14 protein-coding genes and 2 tRNA genes are annotated in these 12,616 nt (G+C 43.5%); 9 read left to right on the plus strand and 7 right to left on the minus strand.

Annotation, left to right across the window (positions count from 1 at the left end):
* The first annotated feature begins 496 nt into the window (after positions 1 to 496).
* The 8 genes from hppD (at position 497) to ACF8CV_RS06295 (ending at position 6,098) form a co-directional block, all read left to right on the plus strand.
* A complete protein-coding gene (hppD, locus tag ACF8CV_RS06260; protein ID WP_120416611.1) occupies positions 497 to 1,570 on the plus strand; it encodes a 4-hydroxyphenylpyruvate dioxygenase in 1,074 nt (357 codons plus the stop codon).
* Positions 1,563 to 2,693: a homogentisate 1,2-dioxygenase gene (locus tag ACF8CV_RS06265; protein ID WP_025501786.1), complete on the plus strand. Its 1,131-nt coding sequence runs from the start codon at positions 1,563 to 1,565 to the stop codon at positions 2,691 to 2,693. The genes hppD and ACF8CV_RS06265 overlap by 8 nt, the downstream gene beginning before the upstream one ends.
* Positions 2,694 to 2,702: 9 nt before the next feature.
* On the plus strand, positions 2,703 to 3,740 hold the full coding sequence (locus ACF8CV_RS06270) for a fumarylacetoacetate hydrolase family protein (protein WP_017448595.1): 1,038 nt from the start codon (positions 2,703 to 2,705) through the stop codon (positions 3,738 to 3,740).
* Between the two features lie 21 nt (positions 3,741 to 3,761).
* Positions 3,762 to 4,430 (plus strand): maleylacetoacetate isomerase, encoded by a 669-nt coding sequence (gene maiA / locus ACF8CV_RS06275; RefSeq protein ID WP_005454866.1) that lies wholly within the window; start codon positions 3,762 to 3,764, stop codon positions 4,428 to 4,430.
* A 186-nt stretch (positions 4,431 to 4,616) separates the two neighbouring features.
* Positions 4,617 to 5,276 (plus strand): DUF2726 domain-containing protein, encoded by a 660-nt coding sequence (locus ACF8CV_RS06280; RefSeq protein ID WP_005495434.1) that lies wholly within the window; start codon positions 4,617 to 4,619, stop codon positions 5,274 to 5,276.
* Positions 5,277 to 5,394: 118 nt separating this feature from the next.
* Complete coding sequence (locus tag ACF8CV_RS06285) at positions 5,395 to 5,733, plus strand: hypothetical protein (RefSeq protein WP_005495432.1); 339 nt, start codon at positions 5,395 to 5,397, stop codon at positions 5,731 to 5,733.
* Positions 5,734 to 5,912: 179 nt separating this feature from the next.
* Positions 5,913 to 5,989 (plus strand) — tRNA-Val (locus ACF8CV_RS06290).
* A 32-nt stretch (positions 5,990 to 6,021) separates the two neighbouring features.
* Positions 6,022 to 6,098: transfer RNA gene (locus ACF8CV_RS06295), tRNA-Val, on the plus strand.
* A gap of 859 nt (positions 6,099 to 6,957) precedes the next feature.
* Here ACF8CV_RS06295 and ACF8CV_RS06300 read toward each other — a convergent pair.
* The 6 genes from ACF8CV_RS06300 to ACF8CV_RS06325 form a co-directional block, all read right to left on the minus strand.
* Positions 6,958 to 7,254 carry an antibiotic biosynthesis monooxygenase gene (locus ACF8CV_RS06300; RefSeq protein WP_065779477.1) on the minus strand — a complete coding sequence of 99 codons (297 nt, stop codon included), beginning with the start codon at positions 7,252 to 7,254 and terminating at the stop codon, positions 6,958 to 6,960.
* A 40-nt stretch (positions 7,255 to 7,294) separates the two neighbouring features.
* Positions 7,295 to 7,765, minus strand: a complete 471-nt coding sequence (locus ACF8CV_RS06305; protein WP_138937492.1) for a GNAT family N-acetyltransferase — start codon at positions 7,763 to 7,765, stop codon at positions 7,295 to 7,297.
* A 192-nt stretch (positions 7,766 to 7,957) separates the two neighbouring features.
* Positions 7,958 to 8,584, minus strand: coding sequence for a LysE family translocator (locus ACF8CV_RS06310; protein ID WP_021486436.1), 627 nt, complete (start codon positions 8,582 to 8,584; stop codon positions 7,958 to 7,960).
* A gap of 27 nt (positions 8,585 to 8,611) precedes the next feature.
* Positions 8,612 to 9,157, minus strand: a complete 546-nt coding sequence (locus ACF8CV_RS06315) for a GNAT family N-acetyltransferase (protein ID WP_138937493.1) — start codon at positions 9,155 to 9,157, stop codon at positions 8,612 to 8,614.
* Positions 9,158 to 9,319: 162 nt separating this feature from the next.
* Complete coding sequence (locus ACF8CV_RS06320; protein WP_138937494.1) at positions 9,320 to 9,682, minus strand: VOC family protein; 363 nt, start codon at positions 9,680 to 9,682, stop codon at positions 9,320 to 9,322.
* A gap of 115 nt (positions 9,683 to 9,797) precedes the next feature.
* Positions 9,798 to 10,244 (minus strand): DUF3291 domain-containing protein, encoded by a 447-nt coding sequence (locus tag ACF8CV_RS06325; RefSeq protein WP_005500348.1) that lies wholly within the window; start codon positions 10,242 to 10,244, stop codon positions 9,798 to 9,800.
* Positions 10,245 to 10,585: 341 nt separating this feature from the next.
* Between ACF8CV_RS06325 and ACF8CV_RS06330 the strand changes: the two genes are divergently transcribed.
* Positions 10,586 to 11,047, plus strand: a complete 462-nt coding sequence (locus tag ACF8CV_RS06330) for a hypothetical protein (RefSeq protein WP_005500350.1) — start codon at positions 10,586 to 10,588, stop codon at positions 11,045 to 11,047.
* A 91-nt stretch (positions 11,048 to 11,138) separates the two neighbouring features.
* Here ACF8CV_RS06330 and ACF8CV_RS06335 read toward each other — a convergent pair whose 3' ends face one another.
* Positions 11,139 to 12,614 (minus strand): Na+/H+ antiporter NhaC family protein, encoded by a 1,476-nt coding sequence (locus ACF8CV_RS06335; protein ID WP_171055874.1) that lies wholly within the window; start codon positions 12,612 to 12,614, stop codon positions 11,139 to 11,141.
* Positions 12,615 to 12,616: the final 2 nt, after the last annotated feature.

Raw genomic sequence — 12,616 nt, forward strand, 5'->3', positions numbered from 1 at the left:
AAGTAGGGTGTATTTGAAGCAAAATCACATTTGTGGATTAATGACGTCTCTGTTTACTCATATCCTCGCACTGCCAACTGGATAGGCCAAGTTCAATAAGAACTTGGCCGCTTTTTACGTGCGCTTTGTTGTCTTGAAATTCTCGCTTGTTTCACTCTCTCCAACCTCTCTTTAAATGAAACCAAAGACTTATCTAAAGTCGCTAGGTGCCAATAAAAATCACCATGGTAACAAGTTGTTTACATTTGGTGGTATGGCGTAAATCGAAAAATATCAACCTAATTGATTGAAATTCAATTTGATTTTGGTTTGTTTTTAACCAGATGCATTGATGGTTTTGTGGTGTAACATTAATTTTACATTTCTCCGTAAGACCCATCGAAATAGAGATTTCGGCTGATGTATTCCAATTTCTCTCTACCTGCGCCAAGTTAGAAAAATCAGTTCAAACAGCTCAGTGAGGCTGTAAACAAATTAGTGACGCAAGGAGAAAGTCATGGTGGACACATACAACCCATTAGGTACAGACGGATTTGAGTTTGTTGAATACACAGCTGCTGACAGCAAAGGCATTGAACAACTAAAAGCGTTATTTACATCGCTAGGCTTTGCTGAAATAGCCAAACATCGTTCGAAAGAAGCATGGTTGTATCGACAAGGTGACATCAGCTTTATCGTGAACGCCCAGCCTCATAGCCAGGCGGAGGAGTTTGCTAAAGTTCACGGCCCATCTGTATGTGGTATGGCGTTTCGTGTGAAAGACGCGACGGTTGCGCTTGAACATGCTATTCAAAACGGCGGCACAGAATACAAAACTGAAATTGGTCCGATGGAACTGAGTATCCCTGCCATTTACGGTATTGGTGAAAGCTTGCTTTATTTCGTTGATCGCTATGGCAAGCAGAGCATTTACGACGTCGATTTCCGTTTTTATGATGATGCAGACGATCGCTTAGCAAAATCAGACGTTGGCTTGTACGAGATAGACCATCTCACGCACAATGTTAAGCAAGGTAATATGGATGTTTGGTCTGGTTTTTATGAGCGCATCGGGAACTTCCGAGAAATTCGATACTTCGATATCGAAGGTAAACTGACAGGCCTTGTTAGCCGCGCAATGACGGCGCCGTGTGGCAAAATCCGCATTCCAATCAATGAATCCTCGGATGACAAATCGCAGATTGAAGAGTTTATCCGCGAATACAACGGCGAAGGCATTCAGCATATCGCACTGACAACGGATGACATCTATCAAACGGTGCAAACGTTGCGTGACCGCGGTATGGACTTTATGCCAACGCCAGACACCTACTACGAGAAAGTCGATGAGCGCGTTGAAGGCCATACTGAGGATGTCAGCAAACTTCGTGCTTTGCAGATCTTGATTGATGGCGCGCCAATGAAAGACGGAATCTTGCTGCAAATCTTTACTCAGACGGTTATTGGCCCTGTGTTCTTTGAAATCATTCAGCGCAAAGGCAATGAAGGCTTTGGTGAAGGTAACTTCAAAGCGCTCTTTGAATCGATTGAAGAAGATCAAATTCGCCGAGGAGTACTAAGCGATGCATAAATGGATCACATTTCCGCATCGGGAGGGAGTGTGCTCTAAACAAGCACATGCGGATTTCCCGGATGAGGCAATTTATGAACGTGAAGCTGGCCGAAGTGGATTCTTCGGCCCTGCGGCACATTTTCATCATCAACATGCGCCAACCGGTTGGTGTGAGTGGGAAGGTGACTTACGCCCACGCGCTTTTGACTTCACCTTAGTAGATAAAGCCAGTCAAATCTCTCCTTGGTCAGTACCGCACCTATTGCACAACGCTAACTGTAAAATACGTGTATGGCGCATGGATGAAAAGATGGATTTCTTGGTAAGAAATGCCGATGGCGACGAGCTGCTGTTCATCCACCAAGGCACGGCAGATCTTTACTGTGACTATGGTCATCTGAAAGTGAGCGAAGGGGATTACGTCATGATCCCGCGCTCAACGAGTTGGCGTTTAGAGCCGAGTGAACCCATGTTCATTCTCATGATTGAAAACACCGATGCAGCGTACTCCTTACCTGAAAAGGGCATGGTAGGGAATCACGCGGTATTTGACCCAGCGGTGTTGGAAGTTCCATCTATCGATGATGAGTTTCGTGCGCAATATTCTGAAAACCGCACCGAGGTTCAGGTAAAACGCCACGATAAAGTTAGCGTGATTACCTATCCGTTCAATCCTTTAGACGCGATTGGTTGGCATGGCGACTTAGCAGTAGTGAAAGTGAATTGGCGTGATATACGTCCACTTATGTCACATCGCTACCACTTACCACCGTCGGCGCATACTACATTTGTAGGAGCGGGATTTGTAGTGTGTACGTTTGTTCCTCGTCCAATTGAGAGCGACCCGGGAGCACTTAAAGTACCGTTCTACCATAACAATGATGACTATGACGAAGTGTTGTTCTACCACGCAGGTGACTTCTTTAGTCGCGATAACATTGAAGCGGGTATGGTGACGTTTCATCCGGCAGGCTTTACTCATGGTCCGCATCCAAAAGCGTTTAAAGCGGGTCGAGAATATAAGAAGAAGTTTACGGATGAGGTCGCAGTCATGATCGATACCCGTCATGCACTCCAGTTCTCGGATGAACTGGATAAAGTAGAAAACAAAGAATACGTCTATAGCTGGCAAGAGAAGTAAGGGGCAAGGATGAAATTAGCAACCAAGAAAAATGGCACTCGTGACGGTCTGTTGATGGTCGTGAGCAAAGACTTAACGCGCTGCGTGCCCGCAACAGAAGTTTTCCACCCGAGAAATCTAGCACCGACTATGCAAGTCGCGCTCGATAATTGGGAAGCTGTTGCACCACAGTTGGAAGAAATTTACACCGCGCTGAACAATGGCACGGTCACTGGGTTTGAAGAGTTTGAGGCGCATTATTGTGAGTCTCCGTTACCTCGCGCTTATCAGTGGGCGGATGGCAGTGCTTATGTCAACCATGTCGAGTTGGTTCGTAAAGCGCGCGGCGCAGAAATGCCAGAGAGTTTTTGGACTGATCCTTTGATGTATCAAGGTGGTTCAGATGCGTTTATTGGCCCTTGCGACAATATTGAGTTTGCCAGCGACGAATGGGGTATCGATTTTGAAGGCGAAGTTGCCGTTGTAACTGGCGATGTGCCAATGGGCGCAAGCATTGCTGAGGCACAAGAATCTATTCGTCTCATTATGTTAGTGAACGATGTCTCGCTACGTGGTTTGATTCCTGCAGAGCTCGCAAAAGGGTTTGGTTTCTTCCAATCTAAACCGTCTTCGGCGTTTTCTCCTGTAGCGGTTACCCCTGATGAACTGGGCGATGCATGGTATGAAAACAAAGTTCATTTACCATTGGTTTCCACTTACAACCACAAGCCGTTTGGTCGCCCTAATGCTGGCGTTGACATGACTTTTGACTTTGCAGACTTAATCGTTCATGCCACAAAAACGCGCCCACTATCGGCTGGCGCAATCATCGGTTCTGGCACGGTGTCCAACAAGCAAGGCACTGACCATGGCACATCGATTGAGGAAGGTGGCGTTGGTTATTCATGTATCGCGGAAGTCCGTATGATCGAAACCATTCGTGATGGCAAGCCAACGACAAACTTTATGTCGTTTGGTGATTCGATCAAACTTGAGATGTTTGATGTTGAAGGTAATACTATTTTTGGTGCTATTGATCAGCAAGTTAGTCAATACTTGAAACATTAAACAGCAAAATAGGGACAAGCCATGGGCGATGACATCATTCTTTATGGATATTGGCGATCTTCGGCGGCATATCGAGTGCGTATATGCTTGAATTTAAAGCAACTGGCGTATGATTCAGTGTCTGTTCACTTAGTTCGCAATGGCGGTGAACAGCACAATGAGCAATACCACGATCTTAACGCCTCAGAGCTGGTCCCTGTGCTGGTGGATGGCGACTTACGCTTAAATCAGTCACTCGCGATCATTCAATATCTTGAAGAAAACTACCCAGATGTGTCGGTCATTCCTGAACAAACGCCATTACGTTATCAAGCGTTGGCGATGGCGCAGGATATTGCCATGGAAATTCATCCTTTAAACAATCTGCGTGTCTTGCAGTACCTGGAAGGAACATTAGGTTGTGAACAAGCGCAGAAAGAGGAGTGGATTCATCACTGGATCAAACAAGGCTTTGCTGCGTTAGAAGAGAAACTGGCCAAATATCGAGAAGAGCATGGAAACTGTAAATACAGTGTGACTGACTCGCCATGCATCGTTGATATTTGCCTTGTGCCTCAAGTCTACAACGCGCAACGTTTTGGAGTTGATATGTCGCCTTATCCGGTTATCAACGCAATTGTAGATGCTTGCAACCAACTGCCAACTTTCATTGATGCCATGCCAGACAATCAACCAGACGCTAACACTTAATGATTGTTAATCAGGCACAACGTACAAGAGCCAATCCCTAGAAAGATTGGCTTGTTTTTGCTTATCCTCCGTGAACTTTTCTTCATCGCTTATGTCATCGCACCTCAAAATTGATAGGTTTTGTTGCTCTGTATAGCATTTCCATTTACGCTTTGAGCAACTAGTTGTTTTGGGCGCACTTTATCTATGACCAACATCTTTATCATTGTTGTTCTTCTGGTTGTATTCTTCATTATTATTCAAAAGTACGTGATTAAGCACGACGACACGCGTGACTATCCATATCGTGCGAAAGGCCCGTTACTAAGAGGGCAAGAAGGTGCTTTTTTCAATGCGCTAAGAGCCGCAGTTGGAGAGCATGCTGTCGTATTTGCCAAGGTGAACATGTCTACTTTGGTTGCTCCGAAAGACATCAAGAATAAAAAGCAGTTTTTCGTGGCCAATAATCGCATCGCGCGCAGTTATTTCGACTACGTAATTTGTGACCCAAGAACGTTAGAACCGCGCGTAATTATCGAGTTTGATAACGGGCAACAATTGAATAAAGGTAAGGTGGAGCGTCAGAAGTTGCTGATGCACGTATGTAAATCTGCCAACTTGCCTCTGATCGGGACTTCAGTAAAACACAGTTATCAAGTGGGGCGTTTACGTCGTTTGTTGGCGGCTCATATTGATTTGATCGAGCCTGAGAAAGAAGTGCGTTTTTGTAAGAAATGCGGCAGTCCGATGATCATCAAAACCGCCAGCCAAGGTGAATTTAAAGGACGACGATTTTTCACCTGCAGTCGTCAACCTAATTGTACTTACACTGAAAACTACAATGTGGTGTTTGAGTCTGACGACTAATACAACCAATCAAACGATAAACCTAAAGGCTTTGATTTGTGTAGATCGAAGCCTTTTTTGTATCGCCCAATACGCCAAGACCTATACTTTGAGAAAGAAAGCAGAATAGGGAAGTCGTATGCGATATGGATGGATATTTGCACTGTTGCTGCTAGCTCCACATGTGCAAGGAATGCAGAGCTTAAAGCCGCTGGAGTGCAAACTGACAGAAACGCCACAAGACCACTTTTTGTTTTATCGTGAACAGATGGTTTATCACAGCGAGCAGTTTGTGATTTTCCAAAACTTTAAAGGCAGAGTAAGTACTCAAGTCGATGTCAAAACGGGTAAACTGATCCGCACTACCTACATTGGTGAGCCATTTGAGCCTAAATATCAAATTCTGTTTGGTTTTTGCCCTGATATTTCCCAGACATTACAAATTTGGATGTTAAGTGAAGTGCCTTACGACAATTGAACAAAATCGTAAAAGTTATATAGATCACACTTTTATCCCCAATAGACGAAGGGCTTGCCGATAAAATCATCTGAAAACGGGTGTTGAGTTTACATTTTCACCAAACGATTCAAAGTTGATGAATTTATGCTTGCACCCCTGATCGGATATAGCTAATATCCTTCTCGTTCCAGAGATATGCGTCCGTAGCTCAGCTGGTTAGAGTATCGCCTTGACATGGCGGGGGTCGGTGGTTCGAGTCCACTCGGACGCACCATTCTGAATTGAATGGTCAGGAATGAAAAATTTGGGTCCGTAGCTCAGTTGGTTAGAGTACTACCTTGACATGGTAGGGGTCGGCGATTCGAGTTCGCCCGGACCCACCAAATTTTAGAAAAAGCCCACCTTTCTGGTGGGCTTTTTTGTGCCTGTAACTTATTGATATTCAAGTGAAATTCCTTCTTTTGTCCTTTTTCTCCCCTTGTTATTACTCTGCGTTAGTACTGAGTAAAGTTCGAGGGGGTGGTAAAAGGGTGGTAAAATACAGTAGTTTGTACAGCGCTTGAAATGGGCTATATTGCGACGCTTATGGCTGGTACTTCATGCCATTCTACGTCGTGACTATCAGTGCAAATCTGAGTGGTTTTATCACTGGCATGTGCCATGCGTTGGCGAGGATTTACACCCATTTCATCAATGAGATTTGTTGACTGATGTGAATGAGCTAACGTCAGTAACCGATGTCTAGAATCAAAAATAATGTAAGCAAAAAAGGAGACCAGTACCACATACTCGCATGCCATTGACGGACAATGAACACTTGATAGAGCAAAGCTGCAAACAAAACCAATTCAAAAAATAATTGAAAAGGAAATATCAGCAGCGCATAAACTATTCCATACCCAGGAGCTTGACCTGCTGTGCTCGCATTATTCATTACACCTTCGATAAAATTCTCAAAATACAAGTAAATAAAATGGTTCAGCGTCAATGCGACTAAAACAACCCTCACGATACTTATGCTCCAAATATTCCGTTTGAAGCAGTATTTGGATTAGGTCTGCTACTGTCGAGCATCAAATATTAATAAAATCGACGCTAATCTCAGTTTGGTTTATTTAACGCCGTATTAGGTTGTGAGTAACGCTACCGACAAATTGTGCCATAAATACGAAGCTCAACTTTGGAACTAAAATGCAAAGTGTTAGGAATCCATCTTGAATGTTGTGTTATGCGCCGCAATCGTTATTTAGTTCTGTCTTCTATTTCGTCGAATGCTTCAACCGAAACACGTTTTGCAATTTTACGCATCTGTTGCATCTTTTCTGGGTTACGATTTCCCCAAAATAACTCCCAGTCTTCACGTGTGTTCCACTTAGCAATGGTCAGAACTTTTTCAGGTGTATCATAGGAGCGCAACATAAAGCTACCGAGCGCACCTTCAACTGAATGATGAATTGATTCTGTCGCCGAGCGCCAGACATTTTGAAACTCATCCATTTGCTCAACCGGCACATGCCATTCATAGACAACTCTAAACATAAAACTCCCTTTATTTTGGGTCTGAAAATGTATCTAATTTTCAGGTTAGTGCTTTTTGAGCAATTTGAATTTTTGGCTCTATACCGGCTTTACGGTACAAACCCAAAGCGGATTTATTAAAGGAATATACCTCTAACCACAACTCTTCTCCGCCGTCATAAATGGCATTTGCCTCGAACGCCTTTATTAGCGCTAATCCAACCCCTTGATTCCTATAGCATGAGTTCACTACAATCTGTTCAACGCTTGCGACTTTTCGCTGTTTTAACGTCCAAGACTTACGAACCCATAGCTCACCAAAAACAAAACCAATTACCTTCCTTTCGCTTTCAGCAACGAGAAAAATGGAGCTATCACTTTCGATAATTTTGTGTAAATCGATTTTCTGTTCAATTTCTTCCGGTGTTAGGTAGTCATCTGGAAGATTAGCTTGATGGTATTCATTAAGTTGAAACTGCAGCCTCTTCAGAGTCGTTATATCTTCTATACAAGCTTGACGAATATTTAGCATATAAATCCTTTTAACTTACCGTTGCTGCCTGGTCGCCTATCCAACAGTTATCAGCAATGGTTATTGGCTTCGCAAATTCTAAACCGCAATTCCTTTCCTGCAGGTTTAGCGTATGTGCTGCGGTATAAATTCCAACTTGAGTAGTTATGACCAAATGTGATTTTCGCAACATCCAAAATCACACAGCCGAAGTTAGCGATCACTGATAGCGACTTTACCTGCTAGCCCAATAAGCAAAACGCCCGATACACCTTCTAGCGCACGCGAATAGCGTTGAGAATTTGAACGACTAAATACCCAACTTCCGACTGAAGCGTACAACACGTTACACATTGTTGCTAATGCACTGAATAGCAAGCCAAGGACTAATAGTTGTGTTGATGCGGAGCCTGTCGAAGTGTCGATAAATTGAGGTAGGAAAGAAAGGAAGAATAGCGCTACTTTCGGATTCAAAACACTAACAATGACACCTTGTACAAATACGTTTTTGTTGCTTCCAATGCTTTCGCTGACCACGAGTTTGCTCTTACCACGCCACATGGAAAGTAGCGCTTGGACACCTAAATAGACCAAGTAGGCTGCTCCTAGCCATTTTACTGCTGTAAAAGCTACCGCAGAGCTGAGAATTATTGCGGATAAACCCAAACACGCTGCTAATGTATGAATAAAGTAACCAATGCCGAGCCCAATCGCTGCCTTCATTCCACTGGCCAGTTTACCTTTCATTGTGTTCGAAACAATGTAGATTACATCTGGTCCGGGTATCATATTGATGGCTAGGCAAGCGATGACAAACAGCACTAGTGAATTTAAATCCATTTGTTTTCCTCCATATTGAATACACTATTATGAGATTTTCAAAGGCTTAGCTAGTAAGCCATAGATTGCGGAATCCGACACAACGCCATTAACTTCCCATCGTTGTCTCAGAAAACCTTCTTTTACAAACCCTAATCTCTCCAAAGCCTTGCCTGAAGCGATGTTGTCTGGATCTATTTCAGCTTCGATACGGCGCAATTTTAGAGTATGAAATGCGTGCTCAATTAGTGCTGAACCAGCCTCAAGAACAATACCTTTTCCCCAGAAATCGCAGCTGACGCCAAAACCGATTTCCGCACGTCTAGACTCTTTGGCAAAGCTAAATAGCATTATCTTACCTAGAAGTTGCCCTGTGCTTTTTAAGTAGATACCTAGAATCACTTCTGTATTGCTATCCATAGCTCGAACACTGTTGGTTATAAATGTTTTTGCCTCATCAACAGACACCCAAGGTTCAGTATTCCAATATTTCATGACTTCATTGTCTGAGAATATACTAAACAAGTCTCCCGCATCTTCTGCGACTAAAGCTCGTAGTATTAATCGTTCTGTTTCAATTTTTGTGGTTAACATCGAAAGGTCTACTTCTTCATTTACTATTGACGAACAACGCCTTGCTGAGGGGAGAGGGGGTAAGCAATACTATTGCTACTACATGCCTCTTCAATCACCAGAGCCATTTGTTAAAAATCCCAAGCCTGGGAAGTTACTCTTAAACGCTTTGTTGTATGCGTACTAAAGGTACACCACGGACTCCACATTATTACCCTCGGGATCAATCAAAAACGCTGCGTAGTAATTTGGAGCGTAGTGACTTCGTAAACCAGGTTTCCCGTTACATTTGCCTCCAGCAGACAACCCCGCTTCGTGAAATGCTGTAACTTGTCGTTTGTCTAATGCAGAAAAAGCGATGTGGCATGTTGAATTGCTGACACCTTTTTCAATGAGAAATCTTACATGTGGCTCGCTCGAAAGCCCGAAACCAGCAGCATTTTCATCTGACCATTTGAGTTCAATGCCTAATGGCTCAAGCACATTCATGTAAAAAGCACGACATTCTTCGAATGCCGCTACTTTAATTTCAAAATGATCTATCACTTTTTATCCTTTAGAGTCAGTTACAATTTCCCTTGAAGTGCACAACTCCAATGATGGGGTGAGGCATGTCATATCGGTGCTTTTATACAATTTAGCGATTTAACCAGCGCATAGCTCACGCAAGATCTGCTTCTGTAAAGTTAGTTTTAAATGTGAAAGCAAAGGGCGTATCTCCGTTATCGCGCAAATGTTGAAGGCGGAATAAAGCTTCTTGTGGTGTTGGTATATGGCCATCTTCAACCCACCATAGAACATAGCTATCTTCTGTTAATCGATGAAACCATTCGCTTTTTCTGCGCATGAAATCTCTATGGTCAGTACGGAACATAAAGTTTTTGAGTGCGTCAGTACTTTCCCAGACAGACATGTTTACAATCATGTTTGGGTCTTCAAACAATTTAATGCTGGTGGCATCACCGGAGTCGTCTTTTAAACGCCAAACAAAGCCTTCACTCTCTTCAGCAATACCATTAACTAAGTCTAAATTGTCTACAAATTCTTTAATTTCAGGCGCATCCAAAGGATATTTGGCAAGCGCAATATTTAACTGTGCTAATTTCATTTCAGACCCTCCTTGGTCGGTAATTTAGTGCTATAGCGGTAAGCGGTTTCTTATAATGCAATGTATTGCGTATCCCTTCAAAGATAAATTAGAAAGTTAGTGATTTTGACTGCCAATTACGTTGTAAAAATCGGTTTGGTACATTGGTCTTGTTGAATTCAAGACGGTACCGATAACGAGAGATTTCTTAGAGACAAACCATCCCATTTGTGCGAGAGTATTTTTAGTCGATTTGACTATCTATTTGATTTTTAATTTATATTTCGAGTTGCTATGAATTAATTGCGCAAGTATCACTCGGCGTGTTCAGTTCAAGACGAGCAATACTTAAAGGAGTCGCTATGTATTTTTGGGATGTACAAAGTCTGAAGAACGATATTCGAGCCAACAAACTGTCGGAAAAAGATAAGTTCTTGTATATGTTTTTAAGCATAGCGTTTGTGACTATTGGTATTGAGCTTATTTCCATCTCGCCACTCGAACCACAAAATGTATGGGATGCTGTCGAATCTGTGTCTTATATTCTGATTGTCTTGTTTGGTACGTACTGGGCGTATAAGGCCAATGGTTCCGAACATGGTACGGATTTCCTTGGGCGATACTTTAGTATCAGCTTTGTTGTGTCAGTGCGGTTTTGTACGTTATTGATTCCGATATCTGTATTTTTGCTTGCCTACTACATGACGGTGATGCCTGAGGATGGCATTGTGGTGAGCTCGTCCGTCGATGTTCTGCCATTCATCGTTTGGTATGCCTTACTTTACGCCAGTATCATCAAGCATATTAAAGCGGTGCAGGTTTAGTTGAGGTTCTGTCTATTTCCGCTTTGGATGTTTCGCCAAACTAAAAAGCCCTGCTCATTGGTGAGCAGGGCTTTTTCTTTTAGGGCTAATCTTAACCGATGATGAAGAAGAAAATCGCGGTTGCAACAATACCAATCAGCGCATAAGGGAACTGTGTCGTCGCGTGTTGCATGGACGTACAACCAGAGCCTTGTGCAGACAACACGGTAGAGTCACTAAAGAAACAAGAGTGGCTACCGGCCGCTGATGCCGAAAGTAGAGCCGCAACGGTTAAGTGTAGTGGCACGCCAAGCTGTTCACCCAAAGGCAGAACGATTGGCATCGCTACCGCGAATGTTCCCCAAGAAGATGCCGTAGCAAAGACCAACGCACCAGTAATCATAAAGATAATCGCAGGGAAGTAAGACGCCGATAAGTAAGGGCTTACGGTCTCAATCACGTATTGCGTGACACCTAGCGAGTCATTGACGGATTTCAGCATGAAGCCACCAATTACGGTTGCAAGCGGTAGTAGCATGACTTTAATGCCATCATAAACAGCCTCGAACATATCGTTCATTGAAATCAGTTTTTGTGCGCCGTAGAAGCTAATGGTGAAGATCAGCGCGACGAAAACCCCCGCCAGTAGGTCGATACCAAAGTACCAGCTGGCAGCAACAAGGACGATCATCGGTAAAAGGAAGTTGATCAGACCCATTGTCGGATTGGTGTGCGCAGAAACGTCAGAACCAAAGTCCACATCGGTTGCGCCGTCTGGACGAACTTGACCATTCTTCGCACGCTCTTCTGCTTTTTTCATTGCGCCGAGGTCAGGGATTTTTTCCATCGCAACGAGTAAAACAATCACCAAGGTTACCCAGCCGTAAGCCATGTAAGGAATTGCTTGCATGTACGTCTGAATACCTTGACCTGCTTCTGCGACGCCGTTTGCTTCTAGCAGTGAGCTAAAGAAGATGGCCCAAGTTGAAATTGGCACCAGAATACAGATAGGTGCTGCGGTTGAATCCACTAGATAAGAGAGCTTTTCACGAGAGATCTTGTAGCCGTCAGTGACTTTTTTCATTGATGATGAAATCGCAATTGCGTTTAAGTAGTCATCAATAAAGATCAGGATACCCAGAGCAAATGTCATCAACATCGATTGCTTGCGGCTTTTGACCTTGGTGACAAGCATATCGGAGAAGCTCAAAATACTGCCGCCTTTCTCCAACACGGCAATTAGACCGCCCATCAAACCACATACGAGGATGATCCATGCGATGGTTTCATCCATCATCACACTCATCGAAATATCGACAATTTGCTCGACCGCTTCAGTTGGATTGAGCAGAAGTACCCCAGCAATTGCGCCACTAAAAAGGGCTTCCACAGTTCGGTGTGTCGTGAGGGCAAAGACCAAAACCAACGCGGTTGGCAGAAGACTCATCCATCCGTAGGCTTCGCCTTCCTCATGATTTAATCCGATTGTGGTAAAAAAGATAAACGTCGCAACTGAGATTAAAGAAACAATAATATGTTGAGTATTGATTTTAAGCGGCGCATCCAGCGCCTTGGTTTGCGTTGTCATAA

This window comes from Vibrio sp. zbq_1 (assembly GCF_043102935.1).
GTDB lineage: Bacteria > Pseudomonadota > Gammaproteobacteria > Enterobacterales > Vibrionaceae > Vibrio > Vibrio parahaemolyticus.